We start from the raw sequence: 21,854 nt of genomic DNA on the forward strand, positions 1-21,854 counted from the left end.
GGCGCCGGAGTTTCTACTGTGGTTCGCGGCCTTCGCTACGGAACCAGTCGAACGTGACCGTGCCGCGGCTCGCGAAGACGCCGGAAACGCGTCCCGTGAAGGAGGCTGCGGTTTCCGCCGAGAGGTAGCGGCCGTCCAGTTCGGCCAAGGTGAGCAGTTCGCCGTCGACGACTGCCTGGAGGGCGACGGTGTCCGAGCTCAAGTGCCCGAATCCCGCGCCCGAATCCGGCTGGCGGGTTGCGATGCGGAGTTCCAGCGGCCCGGCGGGAACCTGTCGCGTCCAGCTTTGTTCGATCGAGGAGATCCGGGCCCGCGCCGTCAGGGTGGTTCCACTCAGTTCGATCGAATAGTGGTGTGCCTCGTCGTAGCGAACGGCAAGGCCGCCGGCATTCCTTCCCCCGTCAAGGGGGTCCAGGTCCTCGGACGATCCGGTGTCCACCAGTGCTGAGATGGTCTCTACCTGATAGCGCTGGCGGCGCCCCAGGAAGGAAGGCCGGGGATCGTCCAGGCTGGCGCCGTCGCTGACCAGGGTGAGGCGCCCGGGGTTCTTCTCGGTGGAGGCGAACGTGCCGGGGAATCGCCGCACGGCGATCCAGCCGCCGTCGAGCTCGGTTTCCGCAAAGTTGTCCTCGAACTCGCCGCCGCCCGGGCGGGGGTTGAGGATGACGGGTTCGACGACGGGCCAGCCGTCCTCCCACGTGACCGGGGTGATGAAGGTTTCCCGGCCCAGGGCGGAGAAGGCCCGGGTCATGCCCTTGGGTCGCATGCCCAAGAGCACCATGGCCCAGCCGCCGTCGGGCGTCTGCACGAGGTCGCCGTGGCCAGTGTTCTGGATGGGACGCTCGGTGCTGCGGGCGCTCAAGATGGGGTTGGCCGGGTTGCCCTCGAAAGGACCGGCCGGCGACGTTCCGCGGGCAATGCTGACGCTGTGTCCGCGCTCGGTGCCACCCTCGGCGATCATGAGGTACCAGTAGTCGCCGTGCCGGTACAGATGAGGTGCTTCGGGGAACATCAGCCCGATACCGGACCACACGCTGCGGGGCTCCTCAACGGCCTTGCCGGTTTCCAGATCCACGCGGACTTGGAGGATGCCGCCGTGCTCGCCGATGTTCCCGGTGACGGTGTCGAGTCCCGAGTACGTCATGTAGGCGGTGCCGTCCTCGTCCCAGGCAAGGTCCTGGTCGATGCCGATGGCGCCCTCAATGGCGAGTCCGTCGCTCCATGGCCCGGCAGGGTCCTCTGCCGTGAACACCAGGGTCCCGCGTGCCATGGCGTCGGTGACAGCGACGTAGAAGAGGCCGTCGTGGAAACGGATGGTGGGTGCCCACGCGCCTCCAAGGGTCGGCACGTCCGTTGAGTCGAGCTGCCCTTCCCGGTCCACCACGTGGCCGATCCGGTCCCAGTTGACCAGGTCGGTGCTGTGGTAGATCGGGATGCCGGGGAGGTATTCGAAGGTGGAGGTCGCGAGGTAGTAGTCCTCGCCGACCTTGACGATGCTGGGATCGGGGTTGAAGCCCGGAATCAGTGGGTTAGGGAAGTTCATGCAGCGCCTCCAAGGGTGAGAACGGTTTCGAGCGGCAGTTCGGTGACGGAGGTGCCGATGCGCAGGCGGTAGTCACCGGGTTCGTAGGTCCAGCCGTTGTCCCAGTAGGCCAGCAGCCGGGTGGGCACGTCGATCACCGCGGTGAAGGTCTGCCCGGGTTCGGCCCATACGGGGGCGGAGGCGACGAGCCAGCGCACGGGACGGTCCACGGCGGAGCCGGGCCGTTCGGCGTAAACCTGCACCACCTGCTTGCCGGGGCGGGTGCCGGTGTTGGTGAGGGCCACCGTGAGGGGCACGACGGCGCCGGGCACCGCCGCTGCGGGGGCTTCGGCTGTGTCGAGGGTCCAACGGGTGAAGCCGAGTCCGTGCCCGAATTCGTAGGCCGGAGCGGCTCCTGCCTTCAGCCAGGCCCGGTAGCCGATGTGGATCCCCTCGGTGTAGGCCAGTTCCCCGTTCGCGTCCGGGGTGGTGTTCAGGACCGGCACGTCCTCCTGGGCCCCGGGCCAAGTGGTCGGGAGCCGTCCGCCGGGCTCGGCCGCGCCGGTGAGGATGTCGGCGAGGGCGGTGCCGAATTCCTGCCCGCCGAAGTACCCGATCAGGATCGCCGCCACCTCGTCCCGCCAGGGCAGCAGCACCGGGGACCCGGAGTTCACCACCACCACGGTGCGCGGGTTGGCCGCCGCGACGGCGCGGACCAGGCGGTCCTGCGGGCCCGGAAGCTCCAGGGTGGTGCGGTCGTAGCCTTCGGATTCGACGCGCGAGTTCGTGCCGACCACGACGACGGCGACCTCGGCCGCCCGGGCCGCGGCGACGGCGTCGTTGATGAGTGCCTCGGGGTCGGTGTTGTCCGCTTCGAGCCCGATGGTCACAGCCAGGGCGTTGCCCAGGGCGCCGGCGCGCCCGGCGAGGTCCAGTTCCACCGTCACTTCCAGCGGAACACCCGCCGTGGCCTCGACCGGGACGGAAGCGGAGGGCGGGGCCAGGAACGCCGCACCCAGGTCCGTGCCCGTGGCCTCGATGGACGCCTCATGCGCCAGGACCCCGTCCACGAAGATCCGCCCGTGCCCCACGGTGGAGAAGCCCAGCCGGATGGTGCCGGTCTCCTCGGGCGTGTAGTGGGTATGGAACTGGACCATGGAAGACTCCGCGATCGGGGCATCCCCGCCGAACCAAACCAGCGCGGTGGAGCGGCGGTCCTCCGCGAACAGCTCCTTGCCAGTGGAGGCAAAGAAGCGCACCCTCAGCCCCGGCTCGCCCGTGACAGGGTTCCTGAGCTGTTCCAGGGGCAGTTCGGCGATGCCTTCCTGCACCACCGCGCCCACGGTGTAGCTGACGTTCTCCGGCCCGAACACGGCACGGATCCCGTCCAGCGGGGTGACGATCCTTTCCGGGACCACGGTCGCGGACCCGCCGCCCTGGGTCCTGGCATGGCGGGCATTGTGCCCGATCACCGCGACGCCGGTCACGGAGGCGGGAGCCAGCGGCAGCACGCCGTCGTTCTTCACCATCACCGTCCCGGCCACGGACGCCTCCCGGGCGAACACGACCGGGTCCTCCCGCTCCACCGGCTCCGCTGCCACGGGTTCGAAACCCTCCAAGGCGCCCACCCGGGCCGCGAGCTGCAGGATCCGCAACACCTTCCGGTCAATGCTGGCCTCCGGAACCGTGCCGCACTTGACCGCCAGCACCAGCGCCGAACCCCACGGACCCTCCGGACCCGGCATCACGAGGTCCTGGGAGTGCTTCGCGCTGTCCACGCTGCGCACCGCGGTCCAGTCGCTGATCACCACGCCGTCGAAACCCCACTCCGTGTTCAGCGGGGCTTCCAGCAGCTCGTTCTCCGTGGCCGTGGCACCGTTGACCGAGTTGTACGCGCTCATCACCAGCCACGCCTTCGAGTCCACAATGGCCTTCTCGAACGCCAGCAGGTACAGCTCCCGCAAGGGCCGCTCCGCCACCTTCACATCCACGGTGAACCGGTCCGTCTCCGAGTCATTGGCCACGTAATGCTTGGGGGTCGCACCGACGCCGTTGCGCTGCACCCCGGCCACATACGCCGCCGCGAGCTCCGCGGTCAGGACCGGGTCCTCGCTGAACGCCTCGAAATGCCGGCCGCCCAGCGGGGAACGGTGCAGGTTGATCGTCGGGCCGAGCACCACGTCGACGCCCTTCCGGCGGGCCTCGACCGCCGAGGCAGCCCCCAAACGGTCCGCCATCGCGGGATCCCAGGACGAGCTGATCGCCGTCGCGGACGGGAAGTTCATCGATGGCTGCCGCTCATCCCACACCTCGCCACGCACCCCGGTAGGCCCATCCGAGAACAACATCCGCCGCAGCCCGATCTTCTCCACCGGCCACGTGGTCCAGAAATCCCGGCCCGTCAGCAGCCGCACCTTCTCCTCCAGGCTCAGCCGGGCCAGCAGGGACTCGAGGCGTTGGTCGATGGTCTGGTCGGTGAGGAGTTCCATGGTGGCTTTCTTGTCTGTCTTGGGAGATGAAGTGTCGATGCTCATGCGATGGCACCCGTGGTGGCTGCGGCTACGGCGGCTTCGCGCTGGGCGGCAATGATGTCCCGGTACCAGTACGCGCTCCACTTGGGGATGCGGGCCTGGGTGCCGTAGTCCACGTAGACCAGGCCGAAGCGTTTGTCGTAGCCTTCGGCCCATTCGAAGTTGTCCATGAAGGACCACGCGAAGTAGCCGCGGACGTCCACGCCGTCGGCGATCGCCTCGCCTACCGCGGAAAGGTAGCCGCGCAGGTAGTCGATGCGTTCGGGGTCGCGGACCTCGCCGTTCGGATCCACGTAGTCGTGGAACGTGGCGCCGTTTTCCGTGACGTATAGAGGAAGGGAGGTGTACTCAGCGGCGACCCGCTTGAGTACCGCCTTGAGTGCCACGGGCGTATTGGACCAACCGAACGACGACGGCGCTGGCAGCACGTGCGTCCAGCTTGCCCCTCCAGGGGCTGCTTCGTCCGCGGAAACCAGCATGTTGGTGTAGTGGTTGATTCCGGCAAAGTCCCCGGGTGCCGAGATGATGGCCAGGTCTCCGGGTTGGACGAGGTCTTCGGCCGAAGCTCCCTCGCCGGTGGCGGTCAGCCCGTACTGGCCGTAGGCCCCGATGGTGGACTCGGCGTAGCGGCCCCGGTAGACGGGGTCCAGGAAGATCCGGTTGCTGACGGCGTCCCAGTATTCCGTGGCCTTGCGGTCGGCTTCGGAATCGCTGGCCGGGTTGAGGTTGCCGATGATATTGGTGATGCCCACTTTGGCCTCGGGGCGGCGGGCACGGAATTCGGCCAGCGCCAAGCCATGGGCCAGGAGCAAGTGATGGGCTGCGCGCACGGCGAGGCGGTCGTCCTTGATGCCTGGGGCCTGCATGCCCCAGGAGTGGCCAAGGAAGGCCGCGCACATCGGCTCGTTGATGGTGATCCAGTGCTCGGCGAGGTCACCCAGGGCCTCGGCCACGAGTCCGGAGTACTCCGCGAAACGGTAGGCCGTGTGCCGGGCCGGCCAACCGCCGTCGTCCTGCAGTGTTTGCGGGAGGTCCCAGTGGTAGAGCGTCACGTACGGGGTGATGCTGCGGGCTGCGCAGCCCGCCAGCAGCTCACGGTAAAAGCGCACGCCTTCCGGGTTGAGAGGGCCGACGCCGGTGGGCTGCAGCCGGGACCAGGACAAGGACAGCCGGTAAGAGGGGATGCCCAGTTCTGCCATAAGGTCAAGATCCTCTTCCCAGCGGTGGAAGTGGTCGCAGGCGATGTCCCCGTTGTCACCGTGGATGGTGGTGCCCGGCTCGTGGGAGAAGGTGTCCCAGATGCTCTGGCCGCGTCCGCCCTCGTTGACGGCACCTTCGATTTGGTACGCGGCGGTGGCCACGCCCCAGGCGAAGTCGGCAGGAAACGTTGCGGCCGGGGAGAGTGCCGGGCTCGCGGACAGTGGCGGCTGAGTCATGGGCTCGCCTTTCGTGGGTCTGTGTTTGTTCTGAAGGTGGGGCTGGCAGCGGGTCAGGCCACGCCGGCCTGGACGTTCTGCTGGTGCTGGATGTCCAGCAAGCGCAGGCGGTCGGCGCGGCGCTGGGCTTGCCGGTCCGGATCGGGGACCGGGGCGGCCATGAAGAGCCTCTGGGTGTAGGGATGCTCCGGTTCTCCGGTGACTTGCCCGCCGTCGCCCCATTCGACGATTTCGCCGTGATACATCACGGCGACGCGGTGGCTGAGGTGGCGGACCACCGCGAGGTCGTGCGAGACGAAGAGGTAGGCGACGCCGGTGCGTTCCTGGATCTCGATGAAAAGGTCCAGCACCGTGGCTTGGGTGGAGAGGTCCAGGGCCGAGACGGGTTCGTCGCACACAATCAGCTTCGGATCCAGTGCCAGGGCCCGGGCGATGGCGATGCGTTGGCGCTGCCCGCCGGAGAACTCGCGCGGCAGCCGGTGGGCGGCGCCGTGCGGCAACCGGACCTGGTCCAGCAGCTCGGCGACCCGCTTGTTGGCGGCCTGGCGTTCCACTTTCCGGACCGTGAGCGGCTCGGTGAGGATCTGCTCGATGGTCATGGACGGGTTGAGCGAGGTGTACGGATCCTGGAACACCACCTGGATCTCGTGGCTGAGCTCCTTGCGCTGGGCGCGCGTGGCTTGGGAGATTTCCTGGCCGCGGTACTTGATGCTTCCCCCGGTGACCGGGGCGAGCCCCAGCACGGCGCGGCCCAGCGTGGTCTTGCCGGAGCCCGACTCCCCCACCAGGCCCACCGTCTCGCCGGGGCGGATGTCGAGGGAAACGCCCTTGAGGGCCTTGAACGGTTCCTTCCGGAAGCCCTTGAGGGGATATTCGACGACGACGTCCCGGACGTCGAGCAGTGTTTCGGTCATGGCTTCACTCCTGTCAGGCTGGTGAGGGATCCGTCGGTGCTTGCACCGTTTGTGCGGGGACCAGCGGCGCCCAGCGGGCCGCGCGGTGCCGCATCCTCGAGGATCGCTTCCAACAGTTGCCGGGTGTACGGGTGGCGGGCGTCCTTGAAGATGGTCCGGACGGGCCCGGTTTCCACGACACGGCCTGTCTGCATCACGGTCACGCGGTCGCACAGATCGGCGACGACACCGAAGTTGTGGGTCACCAGGATGACGCCCATTTTCAGCTCGTCCTGGAGTTCGCGCAGCAGGTCAAGCACTTCGGCCCGCACCGTGACGTCCAATGCAGTGGTGGGCTCGTCCGCGATAAGCAAGTCCGGCTCACAGGAGACCGCGCCGGCGATCAGCACCCGCTGCGCCATGCCTCCGGAGATTTCATGCGGATAGGCGTTGAAGGTCCGTTCGGGGTGGGGAATCCCCACTTTGGCCAGCAGGGCCAGTGCACGCTTCCGGGCTTCCGCCTTGGAGATGCCGAGGCATACCCGCATGGGCTCCATGAGCTGGCTGCCGATCGTGAAGGCGGCGTCCAGGTTGCTCATGGGTTCCTGCGGGATATAGGCGATGCGCTGGCCGCGGACCTTCGTCATTTCCTTTTCCGAGAGGCGGGCCAGGTCCGTGCCGTCGAAGATGATGGAGCCGCCGGTGACGCGTCCGCCCTGCGGCAGGAGCCGGAGGATAGAGAAGGCGGTCTGGGTCTTGCCCGAGCCGGACTCGCCCACCAGCCCGTGAACCTCGCCCCGGCGGACCGTGAGGCCCACATGGTTCACCACGTGGGTGGTGGAACCATCGGGCTGGTCGTAGCCGATGCCAAGGTCGGTGACCTCCAGGATGACTTCACCGGCGTTAGCAGTGCGTGCACCGGCGGGTGTTTCGGGATGCACCACGGCCGGCTCGCCGCGCTTGGCGGCGGCTTCTGCGGCGTCGACGACGGCGGCCCCCTTGCGGCGGCGCTTGACCGGCCCGCGGCTGCGCTCGAGTTCGTCGCGCATCGCATTGGCCAGCAGGGTCAGCGCGATGCAGACGACGCCGAGGACGAGGCTTGGCCACAGGACAAGGGTGGGTGCCTTGTAGAGGTTGATGAAGCCGTCGTTGAGCATGCTCCCCCACGTGGGGATGTTGACGTCGCCCAAGCCGAGGAATTCCAGGCCGGCCTGGATGGCGATGGCGATGCCAAGGACCATGGCGGACTGGATGATGACGGGTGCGCGCACCACGGTGAGGATGTGGCGGCCGATGATCCGGAAATCACTGAGCCCGGAGACCCGTGCCGCGTCGACGTACAGTTCGTTGCGCACCGCCGTCACGCAGGCGTACACCAAGCGGAAGTAGGCCGGGGAAAGCAGGACGCCGAAGATCATCATGGACAACCACATCGATGGCCCCACGACGGCCCGCGCGGCCAGCAGGATGACGATGCCGGGCATCGCCATGAGCAGGCCGGTGAGCCATGAGGATACCGAATCGAACCAGCCGCCGTAGTATCCGGCCACCAGGCCGCCCGTGACGCCGATCGCGACGGCGACAACCAGCGCCAACAGCGCCCCGGCCAAGCTGAACTGTCCAGCGAAGAGCAGACGACTGAAGACGTCACGGCCGGCACTGTCCGCACCCAGCACGTGGTCAGGGCCGGACTTGGCCAGGACCGCCTGCAGGCTGGCCAGCCCTGGGTCGTGCGTTGCGAGCACAGGTGCCAGCACCGCGGCCAAAGCCACGACCGCGAGGACCAGCATGGATACGGCGCCGGTGGGGTTCGTGAGGAGCTTGCGGAACAAGGAGACTTTGGCTGCCTGGGTGGACAGTGCGATGGAAGTGTCGATCATGACAGCCGAACTTTCGGGTTGAGCCAGCCTTGGGCGAGGTCGATGATGAGGTTGACGATCACCACGATGGCGGCGGTGGCGACGACGACGCCCATCACCACCGGGATGTCCCCCTGGCTGGTGGCGGCAACGGCGATCTGCCCGAGGCCGGGCAGGGCGAAGATCTGTTCAACGATCACGGCACCGCCGAGCAGGCCGATGAACTGGACCGCGAGGACAGCCAGCGCAGGACCGCCGGCGTTGCGCAGCACGTGCCTGTACACCACCCGGTTGAAGGAGAGGCCGCGGGCCCGGAGCGTGCGGACATAGTCCTGGCGGAGCGCATCGATCAGGGATCCCCGGACCTGCTGGACCACCGAGGCGATACAGCCGATCGAAAGGGCGATGATCGGCAAGGTGACCGTAGCCGCCCAGCCGCCGAACGACGTCGTAATCGGTACATAGCCGGTGGCCTTGAACCACTTGAGGTTCAAAGCGAACAGGGACACGAGTCCCAAAGCGATGAGGAAGCCGGGAATCGCGAATCCCAGGACGCCCACGAACTGGACCACGCGGTCCACCCAGCCCCGGCGCACTGCGGCCAGGACAGCGATGACCACGGAGATCACGGCCGCGATGATGGTGGCGCCCAACACCAGGGAGAGGGTCACCGATACCCGGCTGGTGACGCCGGTGCTGACCAGCTGGCCGTTGAACCACGAGCGTCCAAGGTCGCCGGTGACGGCGTGGGTGAGCCAATCCCAGTACTGGACCACGAGCGGGCGGTTCAGGCCCAGCTGGGAAGCCTTCAGGGTCACCTGGGCCTGGCTGGCTGTGGGGCCCACGATGCGGCGGGCGATATCGCCGCCACCCGCGTACAGCAGCAAGTAGGCGACCGTTGTAATGACGAACAGCAGGAGGACGCCCGAAAGCAGGCGGCGCAGCACGAAACGGTACATCAAAGTTCCTTAAGGGAAGGTTCCTGGGGCCGCCGGAGCCGGGCCGCTTGTGTCAGCACGTGGTCCGGTCCCGGCGGCTGTCCGCTAGGAGGCGGGAGAGAAGGACCAGATGAACGGGTAGGCGTTACCCGTCTGGACCTCGACCTTGGTCTTGGCGTCGGTGACGAAGCTGGACTGCGGGCGGTACCACGGAGCGAACCATGCCTGCTCCACGATGTATTTGTTCAGTTCCTTCGCGGCGGCCGTCTGCTCATCCGTAGAACCGACATGGATCTTGTTGATCAGCTCGTCCACCTTCGGGTCCTCGTACTTGTACGGGTTCCACGGGGCACCGGGAGCGATCTTCATGTTGATCAGCTGCCAGTCGGACTGCTGCTCCAGGATCATGTAACTCACGCCATACTTCGGTGCCAGGAGGTCGGCGATGAAGTTGTTGCCCGTGTCCGTGAACTCCGCCGTGATGCCGATGTCCTTGAGCTGCTGCGTGATGAGCGCAGGGAGGGTGTTGCCCATGAGCGCCGAGGACGGCAGCTTCAGGGTCAGCCCGCTGGCGTATCCGGCCTGGGCAAGCAGTTCCTTGGCCTTGGCAGGGTTGTAGGCGTAGCGGGAGTCCAGGGACTTGTCATAGGCAGCCGACGACGGCGGGAACACCTGGGTGGTCAGCTCGCCATAGCCCTGGCCGATTGACTGCAGCATCGCCTTGGTGTCGAAGGCGTAGTTGAGTGCCTGCCGGACGCGGATGTCCTTGAGCGCGGGGTTGGTGGTTCCGGCCCGGTCAAACAGGATGAGCCCTGCCCAGTTCAGCTGGAGTGGGTTGACCTTGTACCCGGCAGCCTGGATCTCGGTGAGCGTGTTGTTGTCGGCGGTGTTGGCGGCGTTGAGCTGTCCGGACTTGATGGCGTTCAGCAGGGAGGTCTGGTCACCGTAGACGTTGAGGACAAGGTTGTCGTAGTGCACCAAACTCTTGTCCCAGTAATTCGGGTTGCGGTGGTAGCTGTAGGACGTGCCGGTCACGGTGGCGGCGGTATCCAGCACATACGGACCGGAGCCGACGGGTTTGGTGGCGATGTCGGCGTTGCCGAAGGACGCCGGGCTCTGCATGAAGGACGCGTCCTTGGACAGGTAGTTCAGGAACGCCGGGTCCGGGGCGGACAGGGTCAGTTCCAGCGTGGTTGCGTCCACGGCTTTGGCAGTCTTCAGTGCCGCCATGAACTGTGCATCCGGAGACGTTCCTGCCTTGAAGCGCTCAAGGTTCTGCTTCGCGGCGTCGGCATTGAAGGGGGTGCCATCGGTGAACTTGACGTCGTCACGCAGGGTGAGCGTCAGGACGGTCTTGTCCGCGTTGTACTTCCAGTCTTTGGCCAGCATCGGCACGAGCGAGCCATCCGGCTTCATCCGGATCAAAGTGTCGTACACGGCTTGGTAGAACGGCGACAGGTTGGCGAACTCGGACTGGTTTGCAGCGAAGGTCTTGGGCGCCAACAGCGCGCCCAGGGTCAGGGTTTGGGAGGACTGGTCCTGGGGGGCGGCGGCTCCGCCACCACCACAAGCAGTGAGCCCCAGGGCAACAGCCGCAATGACTGCGGCCATTCGCTTGGATCGGAACATCTTTGGTCCCTTTCACGATCAGTGGCGTCCACCATGGACGGCCATTGGGAAAGACCGTAACATCAAAAACCTAGTGACCACTAGGTTTTAGCCGAACTTTTTGAATCGTTATGAAATGTGACGATGCGCACAGTGGTTGACCAATTGATGGACTTATTGAAAATCGACGTTGTTAGGGTTGATCCATGAAAGAGACGGCGGGCGGCATCCAGCCCGAAACGGTGCGCCGAGGGCGCCGCGGGACTTATGCCAAGACGGAGGCCCGGAGGCAGGAAATCCTGAAGGCCGCCTTCGACGTCTTTTCATCCTCGGGATACCGCTCGGGCTCGCTGAAGGACGTGGCGGACAAAGTGGGCCTGACCCAAGCAGGGCTCCTGCACCACTTTCCCAGCAAGGAAGCCTTGCTTGAGGCAGTCTTGACCTTCCGCGACGACGAGTCCGCGATCTACACCGGGGCCCTGGATGCCAAGGGTGCGGACTTGCTGCACGCCATGGTGGATCTGACCCGGCACAACACCACCATCCCAGGCCTCGTGGCGCTGTACTGCGTACTGTCCGCGGAAGCCACTGACCCCGAGCACCCCGCCCACGAGTACTTTCTTGAACGGTACGAGCGGGTACGCGGCTTGCTGAGCGATGCTTTCTCGCACATGGCGGACGAAGGCACGTTACGGCCCGGCGTCGCGCCTGCCACAGCGGCACGCCAGCTGACCGCGCTCATGGACGGCTTGCAGGTCCAGTGGCTCCTCGACAACGATTCCGTGGACATGCCCTCCGAAGTCGCGGCGTACCTCAACGCCGTCACGACCGAGAGCTTCTAGCCCAACTAACTCGCAGTAAGTGTCGTTATGAGCCCTCAAAACGACATCTACTGCTAGTCAGTTGGGTGGGCCGGGGGCTCAGGCGTCACAGCGCCGTCAGGCCACCGTCCACGGTAAACAGACCGCCCGTGGCGTACGCGGAATCGTCGCTGGCGAGGAACACCATGATGCCCTCGACGTCGGCCGCGGTTCCGGGGCGGCCGAGCATCGTGGAGTTGACCAGGCCGGCACGGCTCACGGGATCGTCTGCGATGGTCTGCACGAGCGGGGTCTCGGTGTAACCGGGCACTACGGTGTTGACCCGGATGCCCGCGGCGGCGTAGTCGGCGGCAACAACCCGCGCCAAGCCATGTACCCCGGCCTTGGAACTCGTATACGCGGTGAAGGTCTGCCCGCAGGCCACCACCGCGGTGGGACTGCCGGTACAAATGATCGATCCGCCACGGCCTTCCATGGCCCGGACTGCGTGCTTGAGTGTGAGGAAGGCCCCGCGCTGGTTGATGGCGACGGTTTTTTCCCAAACCGCCAAGTCCAGGTCCCCGACACGGGCGTCCTGCCCGAACAGCTGCACGCCGGCATTGGCAACGACGACGTCGAGCGGTCCGTCTTCCGCCACGGCAGCGTAGGCCGCAATGACGCTGGCTTCGTCCGAGATATCCATGCGCAAAGCCTGTCCGAGGGCTGATCCCGTGACAGCGGCAGCCTTCTCGGCGGCTTCCAGGTTGATGTCGGCGAAGTACACGCGGGCGCCTTCGGCGACGAAACGCTGGGCCACGGCCAGCCCGATGCCGGAGCCTGCTCCCGTGACAAGGGCGGTCTTGCCGTCCAGCCGTTTGCTCATTGTTGTTCCTCTTTCAGTTCAGTCGACGCGGCGGACAACTGCAGTCCACGGCTCAAATTCAAGATTGGTGGTGTGGCTACCCGGGAGCCGGACGACGACGCTCAGCGCTTGGGCAGTGAGGTTGGCGGCAAACAAAACCGTCCGGCCGCCGTCGCGCACGGGATACAGCACGACGCCGGGCACCTCGCCAGCTACCTCAAGGACCTCGCACTCGCGCACGGCGGCGAGGGCGGCCAGCAGCTCGCCCGCGGGCGTGAGGCCGCCGGGTCCGCGAATCCCGCGCGGTCCCGTTGCCTCGAAATAGCTGACGGATTCGACGCCGGGAACGCTGAGCGCTGCGATGCTGCCCAGCAGCCAAGCGGCCGTGAAACCCTCGGGCTGCAGCGGGTCCGTGGCCATGGCTTCGGCTGCCGCATCGTCACCCTCTGTGGCGACGGCGTTGAACCGCGCCTTCAGGGTCACCGGGCCGAGGTGCAGCGGCCGCCCCGGGCCGATCCGGAGGGCATTGAGCGCGACAAGACGCTGCATCGGCAGGGTCTCCACGACGTGTGGCACTTCGGTGGCGTGCATTTGCGGCGTGATGCTGAAGGACACGGCGTCGGCGTCCGGGGGGAGGCGATCCGCGCTGCGGTTCAGCTCGGTGAAGTGCGACCGCGCTCCGGCAAGCAGTGCACCGCCAAATTCGCGCCGCCGAGCCTCATCCCTGAGTTCAGCCCAGAGCTCCGGCTCCGTGACGTGGCTGGAAGCGTCGAACACCGCGAGCCGCAGCACATTGTCCAAGGGCAGGAGCTCGAGGAGTTCCCCGATGCGCTGCGGCGAATCGACGGAGAGCCGCACATCCAGCGGAACGTTCAGGTCCGTTGCCTCATCCGCGGCCCCACGGACCGTGCGCTCATTGTCCGGTCCGGGTGCCAGCTCCAGAAGCAGGGCGTCCAGGCCGGGGATGGGCTCGGAACGGGTTCTGGGTGCTGTGGCCGAGGTGGCCGAAAGCGAAAGCGCCGGCACCCGGGCCGTGCCGCCGTCGAGCACGGTGAGGACACTTTCTGGCTGCCGAACTGACGACGGCGCGGCGGACCCGGAAGTCACCGTCAGGAGCACCGACTGGTGGACGCGATCGCCGGCGGAAACTTCCACCGGAAACGGCTTGGACAGCGGCGTGCTGTACGTCTTGAAGGAAGCGTCTGTCCAGTTCCGTTGGTCTTCGGTCTCGAAGACGTCGCCGTGGAAGTCGAGCCTGAACCGGGTTCCGTCGCGCTCCCACTCCATGGAAGAAAGGTCCATGAAGGGCTGGTGCGGACTGATGTCCACGGGGAAGAACGACGGCGTGCTGGCGCCACCGGGACTGCCGATGGTCACCGCGCGGCCGGCGTCGTCGGGGCGGTGCAGCACCACGAGTCCGATCCGGTTGCTGCGGAAGGCAGCGGGAGCGACGCCGTCGAACGTCACTTTGACGCTGTTCTTCGTGAAGTGGATGGCGAGCTCGCCGGTGTAGCTGGAGCCGAAACCGGCGAAGTCGATGTCGAGCAGGAGGGTGACACCGCCGTCGCGGGAGTGTTGCGCGACCCTGCTGACCGTGGGCACGAGGGTGCGCCAGTCGTGATCGCGGACCACTGCGCGAATGGCCCGCAGTACTGGCATGCCGTTGAACGTGATGTCCGAGAGTTCATCGTTGCGAAGCTCGGCTCCCCAAGCTGCTGCTTCCACCGTTTCCGATGGGGCGAATAGCCTGGCGTGGTTTTCGTCGTTGAGCACAGCGGGCCTTTGCAGCGAGGACGGAAGTAGGCGTAATTGGAATCAATTGTGATGCGGGCCATGCGATGAGTCAACCGGTTGACCAATATTTGAGAACTCACGCGCTGCGGTTCGCGTCGCGGTAGGTCACTTGGAGCAACGCCACGCAACCCGGCGAAAGGTTTCGAAACCATTATTGGTTGGCGCGCCGCGGCCTGCCTAACCTCGATGCACGTGGTGTACCCGAGAGGCCAGGGAGCTGCCTGCAAAGCAGCGCACGCGGGTTCGAATCCCGCCACCACGTCTCGTGTGTTGTCCTGGGGCGAAACGCCCAGGGGCCGAGCTATTGGGCGGCGTCGTAGCCCGCCAGCAGGCGGCGGGACGCTGTGCCCATGTGCGAGACCATGGCCTCTGTCACCAAGGCGGCGTCCCGGGACTCGAGCGCCTTGAAGATCGCGCGATGCTCGGCGAGCGCGGCGGCGGCATGGCCTTCATCGGTCAGTGCCCGGTCCACCCAGATTCGCAAGAGCGACCTAATGCTCTGCAGGAGTTCCTGGAGGACCTGGTTCCCGGAAGCGGACGCGATTTCCTTATGGAACGCGGCGTCGGCCTCGACGAAAACCGCGAGGTTATCCAGCCCGGCCTCCATCGAATCAAGGTTGGCTCGCATGCGCTCCAGGGCCTCGTCGGTAATGCGGGCCGCGGCCAACTGAACCGCTTGGACCTCCAATCCACTGCGCAGCTCCACGAGTTCGCGTGTGCGCGGCTCGCCGAGCATGAGTCCCCAACTGAGGGTGCGGGGCAGAAGTTCGGAGACGCCGTCGCGCAAATAGGTTCCGGACCCCGGCCGGACGATGACGATGCCGAGGATTTCCAACGCGGCCAACGCCTCGCGAACCGCCGAACGCCCGACGCCGAGCGAAGCCGCCAATTGGCGCTCGGCCGGGAGCCGGGTTCCCGCCGCTATGTCGCCGCTGGTGAAGTACGCGAGCAACCTCTCGGCGACCTCGGAGACGACGGAGCCGTGCTCCATCGGAGCAAGGGCTGCCGTCATATGGGCCGCTGCGGCGGCGGAATTCGCTGACATCTTCACAGCGTAGCAACCGGATGACCAATTTCTCCCGCACCGAATTCGTAGGTGCGGGGGTCACGTGAATCCGGCGCGCGAAAATTAAGATCAGTCAACCGGTTGACCAATTTACTCCCTGGTGTTTATGGTTTTTATCACACGCTTAGCTCGGTCCTGAGGCATCGAAGTCCACGGATCGGCACTAAGAAAACCCGAGCCGCCTGGTCCACAGAAGGACAACGCGCTCCGGCAACCTCTAGGAGTCAATGTGGACACCACACAATCGGTGGTCGAAAGATCGGCCATCAAGAAAGTCGCGAACCGGCTGGTGCCGTTCGTCGCCTTGATGTTCTTCATCAATTACCTGGACCGGACGGCCATCTCGTTCGCCGGCCCGAACGGCATGAACAAGGACCTGGCGCTCTCCGCAGCGCAGTTCGGTTTCGCGTCCGGAGTTTTCTTCATCGGCTACATCCTGCTGGAGGTTCCCAGCAACCTTGCTTTGCACAAGTTCGGCGCGCGCCGCTGGCTGGCCCGAATCATGGTCAGCTGGGGCATTGTGTCCCTCGTGTTCACCTGGGTGGGCAACGTGGACCAGCTCTACGTCCTGCGCTTCATTCTGGGTGTGGCGGAAGCCGGATTCTTCCCCGGCGCCATCCTCTTCCTGAGCCTCTGGGTCCCCGCAAAACACCGAAGCAAGATCCTCGCCCTCTTCTACTTGGCACAGCCGTTGACCACGGTGATCGGCGCTCCACTGGCCGGAGCGTTGATCCAGCAGCACGGCGTGTTCTTCGGCCTTGAGGGCTGGCGGTTCATGTTCTTCGGTGTCGCCATCCCCGCGATCGCCATCGGCGTCATCTCCTGGTTCTACCTGGCAGACTCCCCCGCCAAGGCCAAGTGGCTGACGTCGGAGGAAAAGACCTGGCTGACCGGTGCGCTCGACAAGGAAAAGGCGGCGACTTCTGCCATCAACAAGCACGTCAGCGTCCGCACCGTGTTCGGCAACGGCCGCGTTTGGATGCTTTCCCTAATCTACTTCGGCTTCATTTACGGCCTCTACGCCCTCGGGTTCTTCCTGCCGACCATCATCAAGGGTTTCGAGTCCCAGTTCGGCACGAAATTCGACGTCTTCCAGCAAGGCCTCATCACGGCCATCCCGTACTTGCCTGCCGCCGTCGCCCTGTACTTCTGGTCCAGGGACGCAACCAAGCGCGGCGTCAAGACGTGGCACATCGCGCTTCCCGCGCTGACCGGCGCCGTCAGCATTCCGTTGGCGCTGTTCGCAGGGTCCCCGGCCGCGACGATCGCCGTCATCACCATCACCGCCATGTCCATCTTCGCGGCCCTGCCGAACTTCTGGACGGTGCCCACGCAGTTCCTCACCGGGGCGGCGGCCGCAGCCGGAATCGCGCTGATCAACACCGTCGGCAACCTCGCAGGCTTCAGCGCCGGCTACATCACGGGTTGGCTCAAGGACTGGACGGGAAGCTACGTGGTGCCCATGTTCGTGGTGGGTGGCTTCATGCTCCTTTCCTCGATCCTCATGGTCGTCCTCAGCCGCCGGGGAGAAGCCAGCGAAGGCGCCCCCGCCGAGGCTCTGGATCCCGCAGGCGCCAGCCAGCAAACCCAGCCCTAACCCGCGCCCGGCCCGCCCAACTAACTCGCAGTTGTTGTCGTTATGAGCCCTCATAACGACAACAACTGCTAGTCAGTTGGGTTACCGTCCCACGCCACACCACGCAGCCACACCGCCGCCCCGCCCGGCCGGCCTGCCCCCAGGCAGGCGCCAGTTCTCACCATGATTTCCACCGACAGGTCCAGGAGTTCCGCATGACCCGCTTGTTCAATGAACCCGCAGCCTTCGCCGACGAAATGATCGAAGGTTTCGTCGCATCGCACGGCCGCTGGGTACGGCGCGTCTCCGGCGGCGTGGCCCGCAGCACCCGGAGCACTCCCGGCACGGTAGCGCTGGTGATCGGCGGCGGTTCGGGCCACTACCCGGCTTTCGGGGGGCTCGTCGGCCAGGGCCTGGCGCACGGCGCAGCGATGGGCAACCTCTTCGCCTCGCCGTCCGCGCAGCAGGTCTACAACGTGGCCAGGGCGTCGGACAACGGCGGTGGCGTGCTCCTGGGCTACGGCAACTACGCCGGGGATGTCCTGCATTTCACCCAGGCGCAGGAGAAGCTCCGCAAGGAGGGAATCGACTGCCGCAGCATCGCCGTGACGGACGACATCTCCTCCGCCCCCGCAAGCGAGATGCACAAGCGCCGGGGTATTGCCGGGGACCTGACCGTCTTCAAGGTCGCCGCCGCAGCCTCCGAGGCCGGCTACACCATGGACGACGTCGTGCAGATCGCCGAACGCGCCAACCACCGCACCCGTTCCTTCGGCGTCGCGTTCACCGGGTGCACGCTGCCCGGCGCGGAGCGGCCGCTCTTCACCGTCCCCGAGGGCCGGATGGCGGTGGGCATGGGAATCCACGGCGAACCAGGCATCGGCGAAACGGACATCCCGACGGCGGATGAGCTCGCCGAGCTGATGGTCGCCAAGCTCCTTGCCGAAATCCCCGAGGGTGTCCAGATCAGTGGTGCCCGCGTCGTCCCGATCCTCAATGGCCTGGGCAGCGTGAAGTACGAGGAACTGTTCGTCGTGTACCGCCGCGTCGCGCAGCTCCTCGCTGAGGCAGGACTCGAGGCTTTGGATCCGCAGGTGGGCGAGCTCGTGACCAGCTTCGACATGGCAGGCACATCCTTGACCCTCTTCTGGCTGGACGAGGAACTCGAACAACTCTGGCTCGCACCGGCCGACGCCCCGGCCTTCCGCCGCGGCGCGGTCACGGCCCAGGCGCTGGCATCCGACGACGGCGGGCTGGCCGACGTCGAACTTTCCATCCCTGCCGCCTCGGCTGAGTCCCGCGCGGCCGCCGTCCGCGTCCTCGCCGCACTTGGCGCCGCCAAGGACGTCGTCGACGCGAACGCCGAGGAACTTGGCAGGATCGACGCGATCGCCGGAGACGGCGACCACGGTATCGGCATGGAACGCGGAGTCCGCGCCGCGGTCGAAGCCGCGGCAGACGCCGTCGTACGCGGTGCCGGTGCGGCCACCACCTTGCACTTCGCCGGAGACGCCTGGGCAGACAAGGCCGGCGGAACCTCCGGTGCGCTGTGGGGCATGGCGCTGCGGGCCGTCGGTGACGCTTTGGGCGACGCCAACGCGCCCGACGGCGGTGCTGTAGCCACCGGCGTGGCGGACGCCGCCGCAGCCATCATGAACTTCGGCAAAGCCAAAGTGGGCGACAAGACCTTGGTGGACGTCCTGGTCCCGTTCCGCGACGCCCTCAAAGCCGGCGTGCAGGACGGCCGGTCCTTGACGGACGCGTGGGGCACCGCCGTCGTGGCTGCCCAACAGGCCGCCGAGGCAACCGCGAACCTGCTGCCGCTGATGGGCCGCGCCCGCCCGCATGCCGAGAAGAGCTTGGGCACCCCGGATGCCGGAGCAGTCTCGATGGCCCTGATCGTCAAGGCGATCCACGAGTCCCTCCTCCGGGAGAACACGATCGAAAACAGCATGAAGGAGACAGCATGAGCACCAAACTGCGCCTGGTCATCGGATCGGACGACGCCGGATTCGAGTACAAGGAAGCCCTGAGGGCCGACCTCGAGGCCAGTGAACTGGTCGAATCCGTGACCGACGTCGGGGTGGATGCCGTCAGCCACACCCCGTACCCGTCCGTGGCCATCGCTGCTGCCGAGCTCATCGCCGCTGGCAAGGCCGACCGTGCCCTGCTGGTATGCGGCACCGGGCTGGGGGTGGCCATCGCAGCCAACAAGGTCCCCGGCATCCGCGCCGTCACCGCCCACGACAGCTTTTCCGTGGAACGGGCCGTCCTGAGCAACAACGCGCAGGTCCTCACCTTCGGACAGCGCGTCGTCGGCCTGGAATTGGCCCGCCGCCTCGCCAAGGAGTGGCTCACCTACACGTTCGACGAGTCCTCAGCCTCCGCCGAGAAAGTCACGCTTATTAAGGACTACGAGGGTGTCACTTCCTGCTAAACCCGCCGTCGGCGGGACGAATGAGAAGGCGATCATCGGCGTCAGCCTGAAGATGTATTTCGGCTACGAGCGCACGCTCGAATACTGCCGGGAAGTGGCGTCCATCGCGGCCGCGCATCCCGCGGTCCGGAGCGGCGAGGTCGAGTTGTTCGTCCTGCCGGCCTTCCCCGTTCTAGCGGACGCCGGCCGACTCCTCGAAACGTCCGGCGCAGGCACGGGCGCGCAGGACATCTTCTGGGAAGACGAAGGCGCATACACCGGCGAGGTCAGCGGGAAGATGGTGGCCGAGATCGGCGGCAGCTACGTCGAAATCGGGCACGCCGAACGCCGCAGGATCTTCGGCGAGGACCACCGGGTCATCGGGCTCAAGACCGCGGCAGCCTACCGCAACGGCCTCACCCCGGTTCTGTGCGTCGGCGAACTGAACTCCGGTTCAGCCGAAGAGGCCATCGCCCATTGCTCCGCCGAGATCGACGCCGCCCTCAAGCGGGCGCAATCGCTCGGTCCCGCAGGCCGGACCATCGTGGCGTACGAACCGCAGTGGGCCATCGGCGCGCCGGAACCCGCGACGCCCGAATACACCAGCGCCGTGGTCCGCGGCCTCGACGAGCACCTCCGCTCGTTGCCGGGACAGGCCGGGAGCCGTGTCATTTACGGCGGCAGCGCGGGCCCCGGGCTGATCAGCCAGTTGGACATGTCCGTTGCCGGCCTGTTCCTCGGCCGCTTCGCGCACGATCCGGAAGCCCTCAAGACCATCCTGGACGAGGCTGCCGCACGCCTTGTTGGGAAAGGGGTGACAGTATGAGCTCGACCATCGGCCTGAGCAGCTACGCGTTCTTCTGGCAACTCTCGGACGCCGTCTCGGCGCCGCTGAGCATCCACGACGCGCTGGCCTGCACTGCGGACCTGGGCGTCGAGCTGTTCCAGATCTGCGACTATGCTCCCCTCGAGCACATGTCCGACGACGAACTCGCCGCCGTCCGCTCAACCGCGGACTCCCTCGGCATCACGCTGGAACTCGGCACGAAGGGCATCCGTCCGGAGCACCTGCGCAAGTTCCTGCACATCGCCCGGATCCTTGGCTCGGAGCTACTGAGGACCATGTTCAACGTCCCCGGCCACGCGCCCGACGCCGACGAAGCCACCGCGATCTTCACCGAGGTCCTGCCGGCCTTCGAAGCGGCAGGCGTGCGGATCGCCGTCGAAACCTACGAACAGGTGCCTACCGCACGGATCCTGGACGTGATCCGCCGGGTGGACAGCCCGTACCTCGGGATCTGCAGCGACCCCGCCAATACCGTCGCGGCGCTGGAGATGCCGCGCGAGGTGATTGACGCCGTCGCGCCCTATGTCCTGAACATGCACATCAAAGACTTTGCGTTCAGCCGCAAGGAGGGGTGGGTCGGGTTCACGTACTCCGGCGCGCCGCTCGGCGAAGGCCTCCTGGATTACGACTACATGGCCGGCAAGATCCAGCCCTCGCAAAGAAACATCAACCAGATCGTCGAACACTGGCTGCCCTGGCAGGACTCCGAGGCGGAAACCATCCGCCTCGAAAACCAGTGGACCCAACAAAGCCTCGAATTCCTAAGGAGCAAGTGAAATGTCAGCAGAACAATTGACCGTCGCCGTTGTCGGAGCCGGTGGCAAGATGGGGATGCGCGTTTCCGCCAACCTCCAGAAGAGCAGCCACACGGTCACCTACAGCGAGAACTCTCCCGCCGGCCAGGACCGCGTCCGCGCCGAGGGCCGCGAGATCACCGCAACGGACGACGCCGTCAAGGGCGCCGACGTCGTGATCCTCGCCGTGCCGGACACCGTCCTGGGCATCGTGTCCGAAGGCGTCGTCCCGCAGATGAAGCCCGGCTCGATCCTCCTCACCCTGGACCCGGCCGCCGCCTACGCCGGACTACTGGCCAAGCGCGACGACGTCGTCCAGGCCGTCGCGCACCCGTGCCACCCCTCCGTGTTCCTTGAGCGGACCACCAAGGAAGAATGGGCCGACACCTTCGGCGGCCAGGGCGCCCCGCAGAACGTCGTGGCAGCGATCGACGAGGACGCACCCGCGGCAACCCGCGACGCAGCCGAGGCGACCATCCGCACCATCTACGCCCCCGTCATCGACGTCCACTGGGTCACCGTGAAGCAGCTAGCCATCCTGGAACCCACCCTCGTGGAGACCGTCGCCTGCATGATCGGCACCCTGCTCAACGAAGCCCTCCACGAAACCGTGCACACCGCCGGCGTCCCCGAAGAAGCAGCCAAGGCCATGCTGTTCGGTCACGTGCAGATTGCCCTGACCAACGCCCTGCGCGGCTCCACCCCGTTCTCCGAGGCCTGCGAAATCGCCATCCAGTACGGCAAGGACACCATCATCAAGGACGACTGGAAGAAGATCTTCGACGACTCCGAGCTCGACGGCGTCATCGCCAAGATGCTCAAGCTGGACGCCGTCAAGCGCTAGGCGATTCATCACCACCCGCGAGATGGCAGTTCACGGCAATTACTGACGTGAAGTGCCATCTCGCGGCG

17 protein-coding genes and 1 tRNA gene are annotated in these 21,854 nt (G+C 66.2%); 8 read left to right on the forward strand and 10 right to left on the reverse strand.

The annotated features are described in order from the left end of the window. Nucleotides 1-13: 13 nt before the first annotated feature. The 7 genes from AC1DJB_RS14690 to AC1DJB_RS14720 all read right to left on the reverse strand — a co-directional run bounded on the left by AC1DJB_RS14690 (nt 14) and on the right by AC1DJB_RS14720 (nt 10,808). Nucleotides 14-1,543 (reverse strand): glycoside hydrolase family 43 protein, encoded by a 1,530-nt coding sequence (locus AC1DJB_RS14690; protein ID WP_441433159.1) that lies wholly within the window; start codon nt 1,541-1,543, stop codon nt 14-16. Next, complete coding sequence (locus tag AC1DJB_RS14695; protein ID WP_441437763.1) at nt 1,540-4,056, reverse strand: beta-glucosidase family protein; 2,517 nt, start codon at nt 4,054-4,056, stop codon at nt 1,540-1,542. The genes AC1DJB_RS14690 and AC1DJB_RS14695 overlap by 4 nt, the downstream gene beginning before the upstream one ends. Then, on the reverse strand, nt 4,053-5,489 hold the full coding sequence (locus tag AC1DJB_RS14700) for a GH1 family beta-glucosidase (protein ID WP_441437762.1): 1,437 nt from the start codon (nt 5,487-5,489) through the stop codon (nt 4,053-4,055). The genes AC1DJB_RS14695 and AC1DJB_RS14700 overlap by 4 nt, the downstream gene beginning before the upstream one ends. Before the next feature lie 53 nt (nt 5,490-5,542). After that, the gene (locus AC1DJB_RS14705; RefSeq protein ID WP_284991948.1) at nt 5,543-6,403 is read right to left on the reverse strand and encodes an ATP-binding cassette domain-containing protein; all 861 of its coding nucleotides are present in this window, start codon (nt 6,401-6,403) and stop codon (nt 5,543-5,545) included. Then, nucleotides 6,400-8,262: a dipeptide/oligopeptide/nickel ABC transporter permease/ATP-binding protein gene (locus AC1DJB_RS14710; protein WP_476910552.1), complete on the reverse strand. Its 1,863-nt coding sequence runs from the start codon at nt 8,260-8,262 to the stop codon at nt 6,400-6,402. Before AC1DJB_RS14710 ends, AC1DJB_RS14705 begins: the two co-directional genes overlap by 4 nt. Continuing rightward, nucleotides 8,259-9,200: an ABC transporter permease gene (locus AC1DJB_RS14715; RefSeq protein ID WP_059388463.1), complete on the reverse strand. Its 942-nt coding sequence runs from the start codon at nt 9,198-9,200 to the stop codon at nt 8,259-8,261. Before AC1DJB_RS14715 ends, AC1DJB_RS14710 begins: the two co-directional genes overlap by 4 nt. Before the next feature lie 84 nt (nt 9,201-9,284). Beyond that, nucleotides 9,285-10,808, reverse strand: coding sequence for an ABC transporter substrate-binding protein (locus AC1DJB_RS14720; protein WP_441433155.1), 1,524 nt, complete (start codon nt 10,806-10,808; stop codon nt 9,285-9,287). A gap of 185 nt (nt 10,809-10,993) precedes the next feature. Between AC1DJB_RS14720 and AC1DJB_RS14725 the strand changes: the two genes are divergently transcribed. Beyond that, nucleotides 10,994-11,629 carry a TetR/AcrR family transcriptional regulator gene (locus AC1DJB_RS14725; protein ID WP_059388461.1) on the forward strand — a complete coding sequence of 212 codons (636 nt, stop codon included), beginning with the start codon at nt 10,994-10,996 and terminating at the stop codon, nt 11,627-11,629. A gap of 85 nt (nt 11,630-11,714) precedes the next feature. Here the strand turns inward: AC1DJB_RS14725 and AC1DJB_RS14730 are convergent, their stop codons facing one another. Together AC1DJB_RS14730 and AC1DJB_RS14735 are read right to left on the reverse strand one after the other, a co-directional pair. Next, nucleotides 11,715-12,470 (reverse strand): SDR family NAD(P)-dependent oxidoreductase, encoded by a 756-nt coding sequence (locus tag AC1DJB_RS14730; protein ID WP_441437761.1) that lies wholly within the window; start codon nt 12,468-12,470, stop codon nt 11,715-11,717. A gap of 18 nt (nt 12,471-12,488) precedes the next feature. Further along, the gene (locus AC1DJB_RS14735; RefSeq protein WP_441437760.1) at nt 12,489-14,222 is read right to left on the reverse strand and encodes a D-apionate lactonase family protein; all 1,734 of its coding nucleotides are present in this window, start codon (nt 14,220-14,222) and stop codon (nt 12,489-12,491) included. Between the two features lie 212 nt (nt 14,223-14,434). Here AC1DJB_RS14735 and AC1DJB_RS14740 point away from each other — a divergent pair. Further along, nucleotides 14,435-14,505, forward strand: a tRNA-Cys gene (locus tag AC1DJB_RS14740). Between the two features lie 39 nt (nt 14,506-14,544). Here the strand turns inward: AC1DJB_RS14740 and AC1DJB_RS14745 are convergent. Next, nucleotides 14,545-15,288, reverse strand: coding sequence for a FadR/GntR family transcriptional regulator (locus tag AC1DJB_RS14745; protein ID WP_284990431.1), 744 nt, complete (start codon nt 15,286-15,288; stop codon nt 14,545-14,547). Nucleotides 15,289-15,538: 250 nt separating this feature from the next. Here AC1DJB_RS14745 and AC1DJB_RS14750 point away from each other — a divergent pair, with 250 nt between their 5' ends. The 6 genes from AC1DJB_RS14750 to AC1DJB_RS14775 all read left to right on the forward strand — a co-directional run bounded on the left by AC1DJB_RS14750 (nt 15,539) and on the right by AC1DJB_RS14775 (nt 21,786). Then, nucleotides 15,539-16,906, forward strand: coding sequence for an MFS transporter (locus tag AC1DJB_RS14750; protein WP_441433152.1), 1,368 nt, complete (start codon nt 15,539-15,541; stop codon nt 16,904-16,906). Nucleotides 16,907-17,100: 194 nt separating this feature from the next. Next, entirely contained in the window at nt 17,101-18,855 is a 1,755-nt protein-coding gene (locus AC1DJB_RS14755) for a dihydroxyacetone kinase family protein (RefSeq protein WP_441437759.1), read from the forward strand. After that, nucleotides 18,852-19,322 carry a ribose-5-phosphate isomerase gene (locus AC1DJB_RS14760; RefSeq protein WP_284990433.1) on the forward strand — a complete coding sequence of 157 codons (471 nt, stop codon included), beginning with the start codon at nt 18,852-18,854 and terminating at the stop codon, nt 19,320-19,322. The genes AC1DJB_RS14755 and AC1DJB_RS14760 overlap by 4 nt, the downstream gene beginning before the upstream one ends. Further along, on the forward strand, nt 19,306-20,127 hold the full coding sequence (locus AC1DJB_RS14765) for a triose-phosphate isomerase family protein (protein WP_441437758.1): 822 nt from the start codon (nt 19,306-19,308) through the stop codon (nt 20,125-20,127). Before AC1DJB_RS14760 ends, AC1DJB_RS14765 begins: the two co-directional genes overlap by 17 nt. Continuing rightward, nucleotides 20,124-20,924: a sugar phosphate isomerase/epimerase family protein gene (locus AC1DJB_RS14770; protein ID WP_307052916.1), complete on the forward strand. Its 801-nt coding sequence runs from the start codon at nt 20,124-20,126 to the stop codon at nt 20,922-20,924. Before AC1DJB_RS14765 ends, AC1DJB_RS14770 begins: the two co-directional genes overlap by 4 nt. 1 nt (nt 20,925) lies before the next feature. Continuing rightward, a complete protein-coding gene (locus tag AC1DJB_RS14775; RefSeq protein ID WP_476910553.1) occupies nt 20,926-21,786 on the forward strand; it encodes a phosphogluconate dehydrogenase C-terminal domain-containing protein in 861 nt (286 codons plus the stop codon). Nucleotides 21,787-21,854: the final 68 nt, after the last annotated feature.

The organism is Arthrobacter sp. 01T428 (assembly GCF_056398685.1).